Consider the following 18,982-nt stretch of genomic DNA (forward strand, 5'->3'; position numbering starts at 1 on the left):
CCGGGGTTATCAGCCGGTGCTGGTACGCACGACTATCTTGCCGTTGTGGTTCATGGAGTCGAGCAACTTGACGGCGTCAAGCACTTGGCTGAATGGCAATTCGTGCCCGACCCGCGGGCGCAGCCGACCCGCACTGATGCCATCGCGAATGAACTTCTTCGCCCGTTCATCGCGATCCGGTTGCTCTTCGAGCAGCATGGCGTAGCACCGGAACGTCAAATTCTTGGCCACCGCGGTGATGACGGGTAGCTCGGTCGGTTCCGGCGAGGTAGCGCCGTAGAGGATGACGGTGCCGTGGGGCGCCACGGCCTCCGCAAGCTGGCCGAAGGTCGCCCCGGCGATCGGGTCGAAGACAAAATCGGCGCCGTGACCGTCGGTGATTTCCATGACTCGGGCGACAAGGTCTTCGTCGTCGCTGACGATGACCTCGCATGCGCCCGCCTCGCGCACTGCGTCCGCTTTGGCCTTGCTCCGAGTCACGCCAATGGGTTTGGCGCCGAGAGCGAGACTGATCTGGCTGGCGGCGTTGGCAACGCTCGACGACGCTGCCGTACACAGCACCCAGTCTCCGGGTTTGACCGTTACCAGGTCGGCCAGCGCACCGTAGGCCGTCATGTAACTCGCCCATACCGCCGCCGCCTCGGCGGAGCCGAGGTTGTCCGGGGTCGGCACCAGCAGCCGGGCCGGGAGCGTCATGGCCTCGCCGTAAGCGCCGTATCGCTGCATCTCCATCACCGGAAGAGTCGACACCCTGTCGCCGACGGAATAGTCGGACACGCCGTCGCCGACAGCGATTACTCGACCCGACGCCTCATAGCCGAAACGGGACGGGAATTCCGGCTTGATCGGATGCCAGCCTTCTCGGAAAAAGGTGTCGGCGCGATTCAATGCGAAGGCCTCCACCGCGACGGTGACCTCGCCTTCACCAGGATCGGGCACGTCGACTGCTTCGACCTTCAGCACGTCGGGACCGCCGTGCTCGCGGAAGGTCACTGCTTGTGCCTTCACGTTTCACCGCCCTCTTTGCCGTAGTTGAACAGAGGGAGCAGCGATCGTCGCGGCTCTTCGCCGTTCCATCCGTCGTGCGCTTCCGCCAGCGCATCGAGCAGCGCCGGGAAGGTCACATTCAGATCGGTCACCTCGATGAATCCGCCGTTGAGCGCGGTGGTGTCGTAGACGATCGTGCGTTCGCCGTACGGCGTTGTGGTCTCAAGCGCTCGTTCGAAGCCGGCTTTTTCATAACGGGCGGCGCCTTCTTCGTAGGTTTCGCGGCGCACGATGTGATGGAAGCCGGGGCCGTTGGTGTCCAACGCTTCGCTGAACACCGACTGGTCGCCGTCGAGCGGCTGGATCAACTCGATCAGCAGGCCGCCGGACAGGCCGAAACCGACGTCGATCGCCATCGGCGTCTCTTTGCCGCGGTACAGGTGACCGCTCGGGAAACTCATCTTCGCGGTGTAAAACGGCCCGGCGCCCCAGAATTCGACGAACTGCGCGATCGCTTCGTCGATGTCGCGAACGACGTGAGCAATCTCGATGACCGATCCGACGGGCTGCAACATCTCCAGGCTCCTCAAAAGGCGCTGCGGTGGGACCCGCCGTCGACGTTGATGAATTCGCCGTTGATATACCCGCCGAGATCGGAGGCCAGGTACACCACCAGGCTGGCTTCCTCCTCTGGCCGGCCCACCCGACCCGCGGGGATGTCGGCGGTCACGGTGCCCAGGACCTGCTCGGGTGCGATACTGCGCTCCGCCGCAACCTTGTTCACGTATTCGTGCATCCGTTCGGTGCCGATCCAACCGGTGGCGACGGTGTTCACCGTGATACCGAACTTGCCGAGTTCGTTGGCCATTGACTTGTTCAAGGCCACCGCCGCCGCGCGTGTGCAGTTGGCCAGCATGTGGCGCAGCCCGGCGGGTGGTTCCTTCGCCGCGCCCGAACCAACGTTGACCAGTCGGCCCCAGCCCTGTTCCTTCATGTGGGGCAGGCATGCCCGAGCGATGTAGACCAGGCTGATCGTCATGCGCCGGAAGGCGTCGACGAGGTTTTCGTCCGTCAGGTCGTCGAAGCTGGCCGGACCCGGACCGTGGACGTTCGACACCACGATGTCGGGCGGCCCGAATGCCTCGGTGGTCTCGGCGACCGCACGAAGGACATCGGCCTCCACGGTCAGGTCTGCCGCCACGCCGATAGCCTCCCCGCCATTCGCGCGGATCGCGGCCACCGCCTCGTCGAGCGCTTCTTTACCGCGCGCGACCACGGCGACCTTGCAGCCGTCAGCCGCGAACAGCTCTGCCGCCTTCCGGCCGACACCGCGACTGCCACCGGAAACGAGGGCCACTTTGCCTGCGATTCCCAAATCCATCGTTGTTGTCTCCGTTACTTTGTCGAGGCGTTGCCGGCTGGCAGCGACGTGGTGGACTCGACCGCGCCCATCTCGAAACGTCCCTCGCGGACCCGGTCGCGGTAGAGGTTGAAGGACCAGGCGTCCTGATCCTGGCCATAGAAGGTGACGCCGCGGTCATCGCCGCCACCCTCCCAGCGCATGGCCGTCACCCAGGAGAACAGGTTTGGCCTCGCGTGAAACGGTGCGCCGTTGACGGCCTCACCAGTGACGTGCAGGCGTCGCCCTTTTTGGTCCACGCCGCTGACGCGCACGACTTCGGGGCGACCGCTGGCGTGCCGCCGCAACACCTCGCGCGTGGCCGTCTGCAGACGCCGCATCTCGCCATCGACGTAAAGCACCCCGCCGACGCAGTTGTAGTCGACTTCGGAGGAACCCGCACACATCAAGTGCCACCCCAACTCGGGCGACGCCACCCCCAAAGTCGTTGTCGCATAGCCCATACCGTCGCCCAGATCGTGGCGCGGGCCCCAGGATCGGTCCCGGCCGACGTAGGAATCGATGACGTAGCGTTCGTCGTCGATCTGCAGCCAGCCGCGGGCGTGTCCGAGTTGGTCGTAATGTCCCTTGCCGAGGAACCGGAGATCCTGCGTGAGTACCTCATGCGGCGGTGCGATGCCTTCCCAGGTGACGTCGAAAGACGTCTTTTGACTGATCGAGGTAGCCGAGCTGTAGCGGAGGCGGTACTTCATCAGCGGCTCGATGCACTGGATGCTCACGCCGTTGGCGAAGCTCACGTCGGGCAGGCCGCCCTCGGGCATCGGCAGCTGCTGCTGCCAGTCGTAGAGCCGCATCTGGAAGGGAGACGTGGCGAAGCCGTCCCACACCGCGACCCCGCACGTTGCCACGCCCAGGTTCGCCCGCAGCCACGGATACACGATGCAGGACAGCCCCGCTTCAGGCGCGTCGAAGTTGAAGTAATAGGTCTCTGACCACCAAAAGTCGTCGGTGACGGGGATGTGCATGGCGTCGTCGGCGGCGGTGATCATCGGTCCGCCCAATCGGCATTGCTTGTTCCGAGCACGAAGTCGACCTTGCCATCGGCGGTCACACATGTCAATGTATCTGTATTGGAATTAGTACGGATACATTGAGGCGGAGCCTCCCGGACGCACGATGTGGCGGGCGAGCTCGAACACACGAGGGAGAGGACGTGAAGTCGGACACCGAGATGATCTGGGACGTACTCGTCCACTACTGCTATCTGGTCGACACCGCCCAGTTCTCGAAGGTTCCGGACGCGATATTCACCGCGGACGCAGTCGACGAGCACGGGTTTGGCGCGATCCGGGGCCGCGAGGCCTTGCGTGAGATGTTCACCGGCGCCGGCGCGGCCATGGAGGCGACCGTTCATACCCTGAGCAACCACACCGCCGTGATCGACGGGGACACCGCGCGGTCGCGGTGCTACGTCACGGCCTGGCACTGGACCCGGACCAGCGAAGACCGCGACCCACTGCGCCCGGCCGACTTCGTGATGACCGGCGCCTATGCCGATCACCTGCAACGGATAGACGGCAAATGGCTGATCAGCCATCGTGTATGCCATGTCATGGGGCCGATGGGCGTCTGCATCGGATCCGTGACCCCGGCCCTGGACGACATGGTGCACAATCTCGCAGCGGCTGGCGCACCGGCCGACATCACAGCGCGACGGCGCTGATGCACTGACTCGGTTACATCTACCTCGTAACGTCGTTTGCCCGCACCGAAGCGGCTCACGAAAGGACTTCAATGGCCAGCCTCGACCTCTTCGCCGATGCCGACAACCCGGTGCACGGGACCAGCGCGCCCGATGCCTTCTGGAGCTCGTCGAACATCGGCGAGGCGATGCCCGGCGTCATGACGCCGTTGAGCTGGTCGATCTGGGCCACTCCTGCCGAATGCAGTATGCGCGAACCGTTCGTGTCCATGGGCGTCTTGCCGCTGCGCGAACGCGGTGTGCCTGCCGACCCCGCCGACCGGACGGTAAACATTTTCTATGGCAGGGTGGCCGGTCGCGTGGACTTCCTCACCCGGATGGGTGATTCCCTGCCGGGCACCACGGGTGCACGACTGGCCGAGCGGATCTACGGAATCGTACCGCCGAATCACCGGCCCCAGCGGCGCCGCCGCCGCTACCCGCTGATCGCGGTACGGTCCACGGTGTCGTTTCTCACCCTGCCGCGCATATTGCGCAAGAACGAGGCCGAAACACATCGGTGGTGGCAGGCGCGGATCGGCTCGGTGGCGACGATGAGCTACGCGCAGGCGGTCGCAGGGCTGGCTGAGGCCCGAGAACGGTTCCGGCGCAGCGTGATTCTGGACGGGCAGGCGGTCGCCTGCGTGGTGCAGCCGGCTTTCGAAGCACTGTCGGCACTGATTGCGCGGACCGGCGTCGGCGATCTGAGCGACCTGATGAGTGGTCACGGCGAGCACGCCGAAACCGCGATGGTGCATGATCTTTGGGCCGCATCGCGCGGACGTCTGACGGTCGAGGATGTGGTGGCAAGGCACGGTTACCACGGACCGAACGAAGGCGAGCTGTCCGGCAGGGTGTGGCGTGAGGATTCCGCACCTTTACGCAGCGCCTTGGCCGGTTGGGCGTCCATGGCCGACGATGCCGACCCGGCCATTCTCGAGCAACGCAAGCGCACCGAACGTCTGGAACTGGAGTCGCGCCTCATCGCCACACTTCCGATTGCACAACGTCCTTTGGCCCATTTGGTGCTCTGGATGACGGCGCGAGCCATCCCCATGCGCGGTGTCGCCAAGGCGGCATTTTTGCAGTCGTTGGACATGGCGCGCGCATGTAGCCGCAGAATCGGGGCCTGCCTTGCTGAGCAAGGTGTGTTGGCCGACGCAGAGGACGTGTTTTTCCTGACCGTCGAGGAGCTGGCGGCACGGCAGGGTGACTGGACCGACGTGGTAGCGCGGCGCAAGGAACGCCACCGCCAATACTGTGCGATGGATCTACCGGAGACTTGGCAGGGTACGCCCACCGCAGTCGCCAAGGCTTCCCTCGGCGACATCACCGAACTACACGGCGTGGGCGCGAGTGCAGGAGTGGTGGAGGGACCCGTTCGAGTGATCCTGGACGCAGCGGATCCCGACGCCGAGGTCGAGCCCGGCGAAATCCTGGTCACGCGCATGACCGACCCGAGCTGGGCGTCGTTGATGTACGTCTCCAGTGCGCTGGTGGTCGATATCGGAGGCACTTTCAACCACGCCGCCATCATCGCCAGGGAGCTGGGCATCCCGTGCATCGTCAACACCAAGGAAGGTTCGCGCGCGTTGCGCACCGGCGATTACTGCCGCATCGACGGCACGACCGGTGTTGTGCAGATCTTAAAGCGGGCACAGTCCTCCGAGTATTAACCTCAGCCGTTGCCGGCGGCGGCTTCATCCGCACGGGTGAGCCCGGCGGCGACGATCAGTTCTTCGTGCAGTTCGAACCACACCGTGTGATAGGAGTCGATGACCGGGCGGGTCAGCCAGGCGGTATCGCCGGAGTGCACCTTTAGCAGCGCGTTGCCGAGTTTGTCGGCGTAGTACGCCAGCCGAGGGATTTGCTTTGCGGCTGCGGCGATTATCGCCGTCGTGCGCTCGTGGATGGGCTCGAGGCGGGCCAACACGGCCGTGTCGTAGGCGGCGTCCTCATGGGTATTCGGTGCGCCGTCCCTGAGCTGCCAGTCCGATACCAATTCCTTGAATTCGGCATTGACGCCGCGGAATTCGTTGTATGCCGCGTGAATGGCCGCTTCGTCGATGCCCTGGCGCTCGGCGGCGAGCAGCTGCTCGAGCCGACCGCGGCCCGCCGGCGTGATTCGCAACGACTTGCCCACCGCCAGTAGCCCCGCACCGCCGAGGGCATCGACGTGCCCGGCCACCACCGTCGGCTCCTCGCCGATCGTGTCAGCCAGCTCATCAAGCCCCACCCGGCCCTTGAGACGAACCCCTTGCAGCACTGTCAGTTCGCTCATGACGTCCTACCGTCCGATCGTTGATCGAGGTGAATTGCGGTCAGCATCGTGATCAGTGGGGTCGGCGAAACGACGTCGCAGTGCCCCGCCGAAATCGCCTCGCGCACAGCCACCTCCGAAGCTTGGGACACGGTCGGGTAGTTCCCGCTGGAATGTGCCCGCAGCGGACTGTGCCGCAATGCGATGCCGGTCAATTCGGCCAGGTCCGGAGAGTCGTGCTCCGACCACGCTGCCAGCTCGAGCACCCCTTTGCGGATTTCGCCCTCGGTGCCGTCTACGGTGATCAATTTCCCCGCCAGCCTTTCGGACACCCCGATCCCGCAGCCCACGACCGCCGGGCGGCCCAATTCGCGGCTTACGACAGCGGCATGACTGGTGGCACCGCCGATCTCGGTCACAATGCCACGGGCGGCGAGCATACCTTGGACGTCGTCGGGACTGGTCGCCGTCCGCACCAGGATCACGTCTTCGTCCTGTTCGGCGGCATCGATGGCATCATCGACATCGGTGTACGCCCGACCCGACACCACTCCCGGGCACGCAGCCAAACCCGATGCCAAAAGCGCTGCAGATAACCGCGTTTCGGGCTGAAGAGCCGGCAGCAACAGCGTTCGCACATGATCGGCCGTGACGCGCCGCAGCGCCTCGGCATCATCGATGAGACCTTCACGCCGTAGCGCAAGTGCTAGTCGCAGCGCGGCCTGAGCGGAGCGTTTGGCAGTCCGCGTCTGCAAAAGCCAGAGCTTGCCCTCCTCAACGGTGAACTCGATGTCCTGCACGTCGCCGCTGGCTTTCTCCAACGTTACGGCCGCGTCGATGAGTTCGGCGTAGACAGCGGGAATCCGTGCGGCCAGAGCCGAAATCGGCTGCACCTCGGCGGTGCCGGAGACGACGTCCTCACCCTGACCGCCGGCCAGCCATTCCCCAAACGGGGTGTCAGCGCCCGTTCGAGGATCGCGCGAGAACAAGACACCCGTTCCTGAATCCCCGTCCTTGTTGCCGAAAACCATCGCCTGGACGACGACCGCGGTACCAGCGAGGTCGTCAAGGCCGTGGTGGGCACGGTAGGCAACGGCGCGCTGACTGGTCCACGACCGAAACACTGCTTCGATGGCGGTCCGCAATTGTTCCTGCGGGTCATCGGGCACCGCGCCGTGGTCGTCGTCGAGCACGATGTCGCGATACATTCGCTGGAATCGCCAGTGGGTATCGCGCGCGAACGAGGGTGAAAACTCCTGCGCCAGCGCATCTTCCACGTGATCATTGATGCCGAGGTTCAGGACGGTGTCGAGCATTCCCGGCATCGACTGCGCGGCACCGCTCCGGACGCTGACCAGCAATGCCCTGGGCCCGGCGCCGAAGGCGCGCCCGGTCTCGGCCGCGCCGAAGGCGCGCCCGGTCTCGGCCTCCAGCCAGGCCACCGATTGACACACGGTCGACCAAAGCGCGTCGAGGGTGGTGACGGGGTCGTCGAACCAGCGCCCGCACACGTTGGTTGTCAGGCAGAAGGCCGGTGGGACCGCCAGACCGCGCCGTCGCATCGCGTTGATTCCGAAGGCCTTATTTCCGAGTACGTGAGCCGGTTGGCCCGAAGTGCCGTCCAGTCGGACGACGTCGGCGTCGACGCCGAGGCGACCGCGGTCGTTGGTCAGTCGCTGCTCCTGAAAAGGCGTCACCGCACTTCGCTCCACCTCGTGTGGTCGCGGGAGTTGGTGGAAGACATGGTTGCCGCCCTTTGTCAGTCGAACCGGTGACCCCATTTTCGCGAGCCGCGATATGCTTGTATCTCGAACCAATACAAACACATCGTCGCAAGAGGAGGCAAGGGTGGCTCAGCCCTCGGTCGCGGCGCCGCGATGCGACAACCGCCTACTGTGTCCAAGGCGGATCGTTGAACCCCGACGACTCCACTGGCGATGAAATGCACGGAAACCACGGAAAGAAGCCGACCTTCCTATGACTTCTGAGGACACCGCGGCCAACGGACGACGGGCACGGCCGGCCGCACCGAAGGATCGGATTCGCGATGCGGCGATGGAGCTCTTTGCCGAACGCGGGGTGCGGGGATCGACTCTGCAGGCGGTAGCCGAACGCGCCGATGTGTCACCCGGGCTGGTCCAGCACCACTACAAGACCAAGGAGCGCCTCTTGTCCGAGGTGCAGGCGTGGGTGTTGGAACGGCTAACCGATGTGCCGGCCGGTGCGGCGTCATCGCTGAAACGGGGCCGCGAACCGGCTCGTTATGAACAATCTTTTCTCACCAATCCCGTTGTGGCCGCCTATCTTCGGCGGAGCCTGCTTGACTCGGAGCTGACGGGCATCGTCGAGTGGTTTCACGATGCGCTCGCCAACTGCCGCGCTCGGATGGCAACCAACGATTCGGATTCAGCCGATCGCGACATCCGGGCAGCCATGACGTTCTTGATAGACCTCGCGCCAATCCTGCTCGGCCCATTACTGGAGCATGCGTTGGAATGCGATGCGGCCGCACTGCGCTCGCGGTGGCAAGAGGTCGAAATTGCCCTGCTCGGATTGGCCGTAAGGCAGACCGACTGACACTGCCAGGTGACGGAACCCTCGACCGAGTCTGCATCCCGGCACGACGCCTACCGACGCTCGATCGCTCGTAATCTACTGCGGGCGACAATATTCCAAGCCGGGGGATGCACTCCGACGATTGCCCGATCCTGCCTGGCAAGCAGGATCGCCATTTCCTCGGGCATCTGACGGAAGCCCGTTCACAGGATGCTGGGCGACTTAGCCCCCCGGCGCTGTCGTCGGTGTGTGCGACAGCCGGTGTGCGGGCGCTGGCCTTGTGCTCGACAGGCAATTCACCCCCCTCGACGGGCAGACTGCGTTGTGCGTATCAGTACCACTACTCCGCACCACACCGCAGCCCTTGCAGTTTCGGTCCATTTCCTGGCCTGCCTCCTATTACTAGGTGGTCGCCTTGCCCAAGCAACGAGCCGGTCGCTACACTAGGCGTAATTAACTAAATGTTTGTCGGTTTCGGTGCAGTCTCGGACCCACATCCGGGATGGTCCCCTTCAACGCGATGGAATCGGGTCTTGGCGAATACGGCGCATACCTCGACGTCAACCGACGTGTCGAGAACTAGCGAGGCGACCGACGACATCGGGGCACTCCGGGCGCAGTTCCGTGCTTTCCTGGCGAGCTCGCCGAAACCGCCGGGACTTCGAAACTACGGCCCCACGCCGACCGCTGAGGACATCGAGCCCGGGCGCGCCTGGCACAATTACCTCGCCCAGCACGGCTACGCGTGCTTGCATTGGCCGGTCGAGTTCGGTGGTGCCGACGCGTCGGTTACCTATCAGGCGCTGTTCGCCGAGGAGTGCGCCCGCGCCGGGGTGCCGCGCCAGCTTGCGATCACCGCAATCGACCTGGTGGGGCCGGTTCTTATCAAGTTCGGTTCCGAGCAGCAGCGATCCCGGTATCTCGAGCCCATCCGACTGGGAGACCATGTCTGGACCCAACTGTTCTCCGAGCCGGGTGCGGGATCCGACCTGGCCGGCGTGCGAACCAAGGCGGAGAAGACCGCGTCCGGGTGGCGCATAGATGGTCAGAAGGTCTGGAGTTCGGCCGCGAATTCGGCGCAGTTCGGTCTGCTGCTCGCCCGCACCGGACCGGATTCACATCGCGGGTTGAGCATGTTCATCGTTCCGATGGAGTCTGCCGGGGTCTCGGTGCGGCCGCTTCGGCAGATGGACGGCGAGAGCAAGTTCAACGAGGTCTTCTTCGACGGTGTCGCGTTGACTGATGACCACCTGATCGGCGACGAGGGCCAGGGGTGGTCCATCGCCATGGTCACGCTGGGACGCGAGCGACTCACGCTTGGTTCCCAGGCCGTCGGAATGTTCAAGCTGCTCGATCGAATGCAGCAGGCGGCCCGTGACCGCGATCAGCTGAATCCCATTCTGGCTCAATCGATGACGAAACTATGGGTGCGAATGTGGCTGTTGCGTTTCACGTGGGAGCGCGCGATCGCGGGAGGGGATACGTCCTCGTCGGCCTTCTCGGTTCTGAAAATAATGACCTCGGAGACTGATCGCGACCTCGGCGACCTCGCCACCGAAGTGCTGGGCACAGATGTCTGCGTCGACCCTTCCGAAGACTCAGATGAGGCTGAGTTGGTCCACGCCATGCTCGTTGGACGCGCGCAGACGATCCTCGGCGGCACCAGTGAAATTCAGCGCAACATTCTCGGCGAGCGGATACTGGGTCTACCAAAAGAGCCGCGGTGACTGCCGATCCAGTGCAGACGAAATTCTCTGCCGCACTGCAGGATCAGCTGCGCCCAGGCATGACCGTCGCACTGGGCGACGGTGTCGGCGCTCCGCGGTGCACCGACGACACCACTTCCGTGTGTGCCGCGCTCAGCGCGGTGGCGCGCGAGATTGGTGGGGTTCGACTTGTCGTTGGCTGGTTGCCCTCGCCCTTGCACGGCCTGGACTGCGACGCTTTCGCCGAAGTCGTAGCGATCATGCCGGGCTGGGGCGTGCGGAACATACTGACATCTCCTGGAGCGCGCTTCGTCCCGACTCGGCTCAGTTCGGTCCCCGCACTGATGCGAGGTGTGCTGCGTCCCGACGTCCTCATCACTCGCGTGGTGGGCCGGGCAGGCCGCTTTCACTTCGGCACCGAGGTGTCGTGGCAACGCGAGATAATCGACGCCGGTACGGCCGTTTTCGCGATCGCCGACACGACCGCGCCACTCGCCGACGCCGGCCCGCCCCTGCCCACCGATTCGATTGAATTCATCGGCCATACCTGCGAGGGACCGATCGAAGTGCCGAGCATCGTTCCGGACGCAATTCACGAAGCCCTGGCCGACGCCGTCCTGCGATTCGTGCCCGAGGGTTCGCGGCTGCAATACGGCCCCGGCAAGCTGGGCGCGGCGCTGCTCAACCGCACGCAGCGTCCACTTCGCATCGATACCGGACTGTTGACCGATGCCGTCGTGGACCTCGACTCTCGCGGACTTCTCATCGGGATACCCAGTGCCACATACCTATTCGGAACCGACACGCTCTACCGCTGGGCCGACGGCAAGCCGATCCTGCACGGCATAGACTACACCCACGATCTCACCCGCCTGTCTCGAGGCATTCCATTGATTGCGGTCAACACCGCCCTTGAAATCGATCCGTTCGGTCAGATCAACGTCGAGGGGACCGGCGCGAAGATCGTCGGCGGCATCGGCGGACATCCCGATTACTGCGGAGCGGCGAGCATGAGCCGGGGCGGCCTGTCGATTATTGCGGTCCCGTCCACCGTGCGCGGCCGCTCTCCCTTCGTCAAGCGGTTGAGCAGGCCGGCGTCCACACCCGCGCACGACATCGACGTCATCGTCACAGAGTCGGGCCACGCGGATTTGCGTGGCGCGGATTGGAACCAGCGCAGGCGACTCATCGCCGAGCTGTTCGATTGAAGGGAGCGCCCATGACCGGACCGCTATTCGGACGCGTCGTGCTGGTCACCGGCGGCGGACGGGGCATCGGACGCGGTCATTGCCTAGCACTGGCTGCACATGGAGCCGCGGTCGTGGTCAACGACCCCGGCGTCAGCCGCGACGGTTCTGCGGGCGACGCCGGCCCCGCCGCCGAGGTTGTCGCCGAGATTGAGGCCACCGGAGGCAAGGCGATCGCGCACACCGGCTCGGTGTCGTCGTGGGACGACGTTGCCGACATGGTCTCCACGGCAGTTTCCACCTTCGGCACCCTGACCGGCGTGGTGAACAACGCAGGCATTGTGCGAGATGCCATGGTTGCGAACGCCACCGAGGAGGACTGGGACGCGGTCATCGCGGTGCATCTCAAGGGGACGTTCGCCGTCACCAAACACGCATGCGAGTACTGGCGGGCGCAGTCCAAGGCCGGCAACCAAATCGACGCGCGGATCGTCAACACGGTGTCCGGCGCCGGCCTGTGGGGCAACGTCGGACAAAGTGCCTACGGTGCCGCCAAGGCCGCGATCGCTAACCTCACCGTCGTCACGGCGATGGAGGCACGCCGCTACGGCGTTGCGGTGAACGCGATCTCGCCGCTGGCGGTTACCCGGATCAGCGAGGACTTTTTCAGGGGAGACCGGGCCGCCGACCCGGCACTGGACCCGGCGCGCAGTTCTGAGGTCGTGGCCTGGCTGCAGGGTCCGGAGTCGGGCTGGTTGACGGGCCAGATCCTGCGCATCAATGGTCACAAGCTCAGTCGTATCCAAGGTTTCGCGGAGGCGCCTGGACGTTACGCCGCCAAAGACGGGACATCGCTGGCATTCGACGAGATCGGCCAGGCGGTGAGCTGGCTATACGGTACGTCGCCGCGCGGACTGACAGGGCCGCTGCCGGCGACCTGAGGTAACACCGGTGGGGAGCATTGTCGGCATTTTCGACACAAGTGTCGAAAATGAGCTATGTTTGCAACTGGCGGCGTATTTCCGGCGAAGGAGTGCTATCGATGCAGAACTGGCCCACGATGCAACCGACAGGATGGTTCCAGGTGGCGTGGGGCGCCGACTTGGCGATCGGTCAGGTGAAAGCCCTGCGCTACTTCGACCGTGACCTTGTCGCCTTCCGGGCACTCGACGGGCAAGCGTGGGTCATGGACGCCCACTGCCGGCACCTCGGCGCCAACCTCGCCTACGGCGGATGTGTCGTTGAGGACGGCATCCGGTGTCCGTTTCACGGCTGGGTGTGGAACGGCCAGGGGCGCAACGTCAGCATCCCCTACCAGGATCGTCCCAATAGGGGCCGGCGAATCCGTTCCTATCCTGTCACCGAGGCGAATGGGTCGATATTCATCTGGCACGACCCGGCCGGCCGAGACCCGTTGTGGCACTTGCCGAATGATTTCGAGATGCTGGGAGATCACGTCGCCTCGCGCAGCTACCATCCGTTCGACGCGGACTGCCGCACGCGATTCCCGAACATCCACGTACATCCGCAAATCGTCGCCGAGAATGCGGTCGACCCACACCACTTCCGCTTTGTCCACCACACCCCGATCAGCCCCGTGGTACTGCGTGAGAACGTCGACATGTCGACCTGGTCGTCGAAGGTGGGATTCGGCAAGCGGTGGGCCGACGGCGTGGATCGCCCCGACGACACCCTCAACACGATCGAGATCTATTGGTCGGGTCTAGGGGTGAGTTTCAACGCAGAGCACACGCGCGAGGGAATCCGGGTCATCTCCATCTGCACTACACCGGTCGACGACCAGACCTCAGATATTTTCGCCGGCTACTGGATCGACGATGAGACCGGCGACTTCGCCGGACGGCTCGCACAAGCCAAATACGCGCTTCCCCAGGATATTCAGATCTGGAATCACCAGCAGTACATGGATCCGCCGACACTCGCGACCAGTGAGGCGGCCGGTTTCAAGAAGCTCCGTGCGTGGTGCTCCAGCTTTTATCCCCACCACCAGGCTGCGGCGGACCGCCTTGTCGGCCACAGGGTCTGACGGGCCCATGGGGCGCCGCAAGTCCGATCGCACGCGCGAGTCGCTACTGGATGCCGCGCGGATAGCGTTTGCACGCAAGGGATTCTCGGGTGTCACCGTTCGCGACATCACCGATCTGTCGCGGATCAACCGGGCTAGTTTCTACTATTACTTTACTGACAAAACCGAACTGTTCATCGAGCTGGGGACGGCGACCTACCGCGAAGCTCTGCACGTTGTGGAATCTTTCGGCGATCTGGACCACTCCCCCACCCAGTCAGCAATCAGGGGGTGGGTCAACGACTACTTCTCGTATCTGGACCGCAATGGCGCCTTCGTCATCCGCTCAGCCGACGATGCGCCCCGGGATCGCAAGTTCCGTGCGGCGGTAACGCGCGCCCACGGCCGAACAGCCCTGGCCCTCGGCGAGCGCATCGCCAAGCTGTCGGCCCAGCCGCCCGAAGCCGAGCCCATCGCGTTAGGGCTGTCGGTGATGGCGATGCTCGACCGCACCTGGTTGATGGTCCAACACAATGCGATTCCGTCCGCATCACGAGAAAGTGTCGTGCTCGCGCTGTCTGAAATGATCTTGCGCCTACTGACTTGATCGTCCGAGCAACTACAGCCGGCCCGCAACCCGTAATTCCGGATGCACCCACTCCGGCGATCGCTTCTCCTTGAACGCGATGAACCCCTCGCGAGCCTCGGGGCCATCGAGGCTCACCTTCATCCCGATGCGATCGTAAAGACCCACGTAGTTGTCGAGACTGGACTTGATGAGGGCACGCGCCTGCGGTGCCGTCCGACAGCACTGAGCCAGAACGTCACGTGCGACTTCCATCAGCTCGTCATGGGGAACCATCCGGGCGACCAGACCCCAGTCAACCGCCTCCTCGGCGGACAACACCCGGCCGGTGAACATCAGATCCCGCGCGCGAACAGGCCCGATCACCCTGGCGAGCATGTGGCTGTAATAGGTGTCCGCAATTCCGCGGTACAACTCCGGCACTCGGAACGTCGCCCGATCGCTGACCACAGCCATGTCACTGCAAAGGGCGATCTGGAGTCCGCCCCCCTGGGCGAGACCGTTCACAGCGGCGACAACGGGTTTTGCCGACTGGCGCAGACTGTCGAACGGTGTGACGTCCATGCCCAACGTCGCGGCGAAGTCCATCCAATTGTCTTCGGCGCCTTGGGCGAGGTCGCCGCCAGGGGCGAATACGTCGCCTGTCCCGGTGATCAGAAGCCCCGCCAGGTTCTCGTCGGAATTGACCCGCGAGATGGCGTAGCGAATACCGAAGTACATCGCCGGCGTCATCGCGTTGCGTGCCGCGGGGCGGTCGAGCACCAGGACCGCGAAGCCGCCGTCGCGTTCGAACCTCAGAAACGGCGTGCCCAACCAGTCACCGTTTGGCGGGCGGGGGGTGAGTTCGTTGGGTTCGGCCGACATGTCACTCCTCCATCGTTGAATTGCGGTCCGTCACGTGCTGAAGAACTTCAGCGGTCGCTCGACGAACTCGAACACGACGCCATCCGGGGACCGCAGAAACGCGATGTGCAGCCCGTCGATCTTGGTTCCCGGTAGCGGGCACCAGACCGGATCACCGACCCGCTCAACCGAGTTCGGCATGGCCGCGAGTGCCTTCTCCACGTTCTCGACCCGCAGTGCGCAACGATAGAGACCCTGACGGTTGCCACCCCACGGCACCGGCGCGTCGGTCGCCGTTTCCGGATGCTGGACCACCGTGACGGTGAACCGGTGTCCGTCCTCGGGGAGCGCGAAGCGCGCGACCACACATTGGACCGAATCGGCAGAACCTGTGGGCGTCAATTGGCTGCCCGAAACCCGCTCCGTCGTCGGCGCTTCGACTTCGACGAAGCCGATCGCGGTCAAGAACTCCGCGGTGGCGAGGGCGTGGATGGCCGCGATGCGGATTCCGGAAAACAGAGCGCCGGCCGGTACCTCCAGATCGCCCGGGGCCTGCGCTAACTCGATGACAACACCGTCGGGATCGAGTGCGAGCACCGATTTCGCGCCCGAGATGAGCCCGTCTACCGGATCGCCGACCGATAGACCCGAATCCCGCAGGGCCACAATCGCATTGTCCAGATCCGCGACCCACATGAGCGTCGCGCGAATGCCCGGTCTGGTTGGTTCGGTGCGTTGATCGCGGCTCAGAGGGGGGGATTCGAACGCGATCGCCTCGAGCGCGCAGCCCTTGCGCCCTCCCCGCGCATCGTAGAGAAACGCAGTGGAGCAGTACGTTTCGTCGTCGATGCCGAGGATCGCGCCGTTGGTCGGCACCGTCGGGTCGGTGCGCATCCTCGCCGACAGTCCCAGAACGTCCGAGTAGAGTCGCTCGGTCGCGTCCAAGGACTCACAGTTCAGGTTGACGTGTAAGAAGCGGCGGGCCAGATCCTCGGATGCCACTACAACACAACCGATTTGACTTTGAGGTCAATGATCTCGTCCTCGCTGAGTCCTAATTCGGCCAACAACGCGTCGGTGTGCTCGCCGTGTCGCGGCGCGCATCTCAATTGCAGTGGGGTCTCGTCGAACTGCACCGGGCTGCCGGCGAGCGCGAACTCATTGCCGTTGGCGTCGGCGGTGCGAGGCAAGTAGCCGTTGGCCAGCACCTGTGGGTCATCGTGGATCTCGCGCGCGGTGCGCAACACGTCCCACACCCCGTCGAAGCCCTTGAACGCCTCCTCCCAGTGCACCAGGTCATGCTGACCGATCGTCTTGCGCAGTTCGGCTATGCACTCGGCTCGGTTTTGGAACCGGACGCCGGCGTTGGCGAACCGCTCATCGGCGATCAGGTCAGATCGCCCGATACGGGTGCAGAAATCGGACCAGAACCGGTCCGCCTGCAGCAGCACGAAGGCGATATGGCGCCCGTCGCGCGTCTTATAGATGCTGGCCACCGGGTTGGGCATGTCCGCCAACTGGAACTTCGGAATGTCCTGTCCCGTGATGCCCGCGCCGACGATGTCGGGGCTCAGCTGCCAGATCGCCGAACTGAGGAGGGAAACGTCCACCACCGACGGTTTCCCCGTGCGTTCGCGTTTGTACAGTGCGCCCACGATGCCCGAGGCGATAGCAAAGCCGCCGTACACGTCGCCGAATGCGGGCCGTTGCAACGGCGGGTATGAACCGTCGCCGGCGGCGTAGGCCTCGCCGATCCCGCCGCGTGCCCAATACGCCGCCAAGTCGAAACCGCCCTGCGTCGCGAGATCGCCCTTGGTTCCGTAGCCGTGGCCGCGGGCATAGACGATCCGCGGGTTGCGGGCGCGTACGTGCTCGACGTCGACGCCCATCCGCTGGCGCGAGTCCGGCAGCAGATTCGTCAGGAACACATCAGCGGTGGCAACAAGTTTCATCAACAGTTCGAGCCCCTCGGGCGTCGACGAGTCAAGGCCGATGCTGCGCTTGCCCCGGTTCGGCTGTTCGATGAAGTGATTGACGCCCTCGGCGCCCGATACAACTCCAGAGCTGACCAGCCCGCGCTGCGGATCACCGGTCTCCGGGTGCTCGATTTTGATGACGTCGGCACCCCAGTCGGCGAGCACGGCACCCGCAGAGGGGACGAAGCTCCACGCGGCCAGCTCGACAACGCGAACCCCACTGAGAATGTCGGTCATGCGACGGGATACCCGATCGTCTTGGTCTGCAGGTACTGTTCAAAGCCCTCGTGGCCGTTCTGGCGCCCGATGCCACTCATCTTGTAGCCGCCGAACGGCGCGTCGGCGCCGTAATACATACCGCTGTTGATCATCAGCGAACCGGTGCGGATGCGGCGCCCGACGGCCATCGCCCGCTCGGTAGAGCCCATGATGGCGCCCGCCAGACCGTAGCGGGAGTTGTTCGCCAACTCGACGGCGGCGTCGTCGCCGCCCTCGTACGGCGTGATCGACAGGACCGGCCCGAATATCTCCTCCTGGAAGATCGTGTGAGCCGGTTCAACGTCCGCCACCACCGTCGGCGCCACGAAGTAACCACGCTCCAGTCCGTCCGGCGCGCCCCCACCAACAGTTATGCGGCCACCCTCGCGCTGGGCGATCTCGATGTAGTCCAGCACCCGGTCCCGCTGCTTGGCCGACACCAGCGGCCCGCAGAAGGTGTTCGGGTCCGACGGGTCGCCCACGCTGAGCGCACCGAAGGTGGCCGTGGCCACCTCGACGGCTTGCCCGTACAGCGAGCGCGGCACCAGCATCCGGGTGGCGAGCGCGCAGCCCTGGCCGGAATGCATCAGCGCGCCAATGCATCCGGGCAACGCCGTATCCAGATCAGCGTCGTCGAGCACCAGATACGCCGACTTACCGCCGAGCTCGAGCATGTTGCGCTTCATCGTGTCCGCGGACAGACGCTGGATGAGCTTGCCCACCGCCGTCGACCCGGTGAAGGACACCATGTCGATCCGCGGATCGGTGGCCAGCACCTGGGCGACGTTGTTGTCAGACGCCGGAACGATATTGACCACACCGGGCGGGATGTCCGTCTTCTCGGCGATGATCCGGCCCCACCGCAACGCGCTCCACGGCGTCTCGATCGCCGGCTTGAGGACCATGGTGTTTCCAGTCGCCAGGATCTGGCCCACCTTGTTGCTGATGATCTCGAACGGGAAGTTCCACGGGGTGATCGCTCCGACCACCCCCGTCGCCTCCTTGACGACGACGCGGTTGTACGGAACCCCCATCTTGGCGTCCCGGTCGAGCATCCGCTCCCACGCGAACTTCGATATGTATTCCGCCGGCCACCTCACCGCGTCGGCCAACGGCCACTCCAGTTGCGCGAGATAGGTCATCCCCACCGTCGACCCGACCTCGGCGATCAGTTCAGCGCGGATGTGCTCCTTTTCCTCCTGCAAGGCGTTATGCAGCTGCAGCAGGCAATGCTTGCGGAACTCGTGGTCGGTCGCCCAGTCGGTGGTGTCGAACGCGCGCCGGGCCGCGGCGATCGCCTCTTCCATGTCCTCGGCGCCCGCATCGGTACAGGTTCCGAGCAGCTGCTCGGTCGCCGGGTTGACGTTGTCGACGGTCCTGCCGGCGGACGAATCCCGCAGCCTGCCGTCGATGTAAAGGCGGCTCTCCGGATTGAATTGGGCGGTGGGCTCGGCGACCGGCGAAGCCGTCATTGGTAGTTCCTCCTGCTGGACTGT

18 protein-coding genes are annotated in these 18,982 nt (G+C 64.6%); 8 read left to right on the forward strand and 10 right to left on the reverse strand.

The window, feature by feature from the left end; genetic code table 11:
- Positions 1-9: 9 nt before the first annotated feature.
- The 4 genes from BST14_RS04040 to BST14_RS04055 are packed head-to-tail and all read right to left on the reverse strand — an operon-like array spanning position 10 to position 3,408.
- Positions 10-1,008 carry a zinc-dependent alcohol dehydrogenase family protein gene (locus BST14_RS04040; RefSeq protein WP_083063292.1) on the reverse strand — a complete coding sequence of 333 codons (999 nt, stop codon included), beginning with the start codon at positions 1,006-1,008 and terminating at the stop codon, positions 10-12.
- A complete protein-coding gene (locus BST14_RS04045; RefSeq protein WP_083063293.1) occupies positions 1,005-1,562 on the reverse strand; it encodes a VOC family protein in 558 nt (185 codons plus the stop codon). Before BST14_RS04045 ends, BST14_RS04040 begins: the two co-directional genes overlap by 4 nt.
- An 11-nt stretch (positions 1,563-1,573) precedes the next feature.
- Positions 1,574-2,368, reverse strand: coding sequence for an SDR family oxidoreductase (locus BST14_RS04050; RefSeq protein ID WP_083063294.1), 795 nt, complete (start codon positions 2,366-2,368; stop codon positions 1,574-1,576).
- Positions 2,369-2,382: 14 nt separating this feature from the next.
- The gene (locus BST14_RS04055) at positions 2,383-3,408 is read right to left on the reverse strand and encodes a DUF7064 domain-containing protein (protein ID WP_083063295.1); all 1,026 of its coding nucleotides are present in this window, start codon (positions 3,406-3,408) and stop codon (positions 2,383-2,385) included.
- 152 nt (positions 3,409-3,560) lie between these two features.
- Here BST14_RS04055 and BST14_RS04060 point away from each other — a divergent pair, with 152 nt between their 5' ends.
- Positions 3,561-4,070, forward strand: a complete 510-nt coding sequence (locus tag BST14_RS04060) for a nuclear transport factor 2 family protein (protein ID WP_083063296.1) — start codon at positions 3,561-3,563, stop codon at positions 4,068-4,070.
- Positions 4,071-4,141: 71 nt separating this feature from the next.
- Entirely contained in the window at positions 4,142-5,764 is a 1,623-nt protein-coding gene (locus BST14_RS04065) for a PEP-utilizing enzyme (RefSeq protein WP_083063297.1), read from the forward strand.
- 2 nt (positions 5,765-5,766) lie between these two features.
- Here BST14_RS04065 and BST14_RS04070 read toward each other — a convergent pair whose 3' ends face one another.
- Positions 5,767-6,369, reverse strand: coding sequence for a MarR family transcriptional regulator (locus tag BST14_RS04070; RefSeq protein ID WP_083063298.1), 603 nt, complete (start codon positions 6,367-6,369; stop codon positions 5,767-5,769).
- On the reverse strand, positions 6,366-8,021 hold the full coding sequence (locus BST14_RS04075; protein WP_245845291.1) for a pyruvate, phosphate dikinase: 1,656 nt from the start codon (positions 8,019-8,021) through the stop codon (positions 6,366-6,368). The genes BST14_RS04070 and BST14_RS04075 overlap by 4 nt, the downstream gene beginning before the upstream one ends.
- 304 nt (positions 8,022-8,325) lie before the next feature.
- On the opposite strand from BST14_RS04075, the gene BST14_RS04080 reads away from it, so the two are divergent.
- The 6 genes from BST14_RS04080 to BST14_RS04105 all read left to right on the forward strand — a co-directional run bounded on the left by BST14_RS04080 (position 8,326) and on the right by BST14_RS04105 (position 14,430).
- Positions 8,326-8,925 (forward strand): TetR/AcrR family transcriptional regulator, encoded by a 600-nt coding sequence (locus tag BST14_RS04080; RefSeq protein ID WP_083063300.1) that lies wholly within the window; start codon positions 8,326-8,328, stop codon positions 8,923-8,925.
- Positions 8,926-9,473: 548 nt separating this feature from the next.
- Positions 9,474-10,631 (forward strand): acyl-CoA dehydrogenase family protein, encoded by a 1,158-nt coding sequence (locus BST14_RS04085; RefSeq protein ID WP_245845292.1) that lies wholly within the window; start codon positions 9,474-9,476, stop codon positions 10,629-10,631.
- Positions 10,632-10,690: 59 nt separating this feature from the next.
- A complete protein-coding gene (locus BST14_RS04090; RefSeq protein ID WP_083063347.1) occupies positions 10,691-11,818 on the forward strand; it encodes an acetyl-CoA hydrolase/transferase C-terminal domain-containing protein in 1,128 nt (375 codons plus the stop codon).
- Positions 11,819-11,829: 11 nt separating this feature from the next.
- On the forward strand, positions 11,830-12,738 hold the full coding sequence (locus BST14_RS04095; RefSeq protein ID WP_083063302.1) for an SDR family NAD(P)-dependent oxidoreductase: 909 nt from the start codon (positions 11,830-11,832) through the stop codon (positions 12,736-12,738).
- A gap of 101 nt (positions 12,739-12,839) precedes the next feature.
- Positions 12,840-13,844 carry an aromatic ring-hydroxylating oxygenase subunit alpha gene (locus BST14_RS04100; RefSeq protein ID WP_083063348.1) on the forward strand — a complete coding sequence of 335 codons (1,005 nt, stop codon included), beginning with the start codon at positions 12,840-12,842 and terminating at the stop codon, positions 13,842-13,844.
- A 7-nt stretch (positions 13,845-13,851) separates the two neighbouring features.
- Entirely contained in the window at positions 13,852-14,430 is a 579-nt protein-coding gene (locus BST14_RS04105; protein ID WP_083063303.1) for a TetR/AcrR family transcriptional regulator, read from the forward strand.
- A gap of 12 nt (positions 14,431-14,442) precedes the next feature.
- Here the strand turns inward: BST14_RS04105 and BST14_RS04110 are convergent, their stop codons facing one another.
- From BST14_RS04110 to BST14_RS04125, 4 genes are read right to left on the reverse strand one after another with little or no spacing between them, the layout of a single operon-like run.
- Positions 14,443-15,273, reverse strand: a complete 831-nt coding sequence (locus BST14_RS04110; RefSeq protein WP_083063304.1) for an enoyl-CoA hydratase/isomerase family protein — start codon at positions 15,271-15,273, stop codon at positions 14,443-14,445.
- Positions 15,274-15,303: 30 nt separating this feature from the next.
- Positions 15,304-16,254: a VOC family protein gene (locus tag BST14_RS04115; RefSeq protein WP_083063305.1), complete on the reverse strand. Its 951-nt coding sequence runs from the start codon at positions 16,252-16,254 to the stop codon at positions 15,304-15,306.
- Positions 16,254-17,465, reverse strand: coding sequence for a CaiB/BaiF CoA transferase family protein (locus BST14_RS04120; RefSeq protein ID WP_083063306.1), 1,212 nt, complete (start codon positions 17,463-17,465; stop codon positions 16,254-16,256). The genes BST14_RS04115 and BST14_RS04120 overlap by 1 nt, the downstream gene beginning before the upstream one ends.
- On the reverse strand, positions 17,462-18,958 hold the full coding sequence (locus tag BST14_RS04125) for an aldehyde dehydrogenase family protein (RefSeq protein WP_083063307.1): 1,497 nt from the start codon (positions 18,956-18,958) through the stop codon (positions 17,462-17,464). The genes BST14_RS04120 and BST14_RS04125 overlap by 4 nt, the downstream gene beginning before the upstream one ends.
- Positions 18,959-18,982: the final 24 nt, after the last annotated feature.

The organism is Mycobacterium arosiense ATCC BAA-1401 = DSM 45069 (genome assembly GCF_002086125.1).
Classification (GTDB): domain Bacteria; phylum Actinomycetota; class Actinomycetes; order Mycobacteriales; family Mycobacteriaceae; genus Mycobacterium; species Mycobacterium arosiense.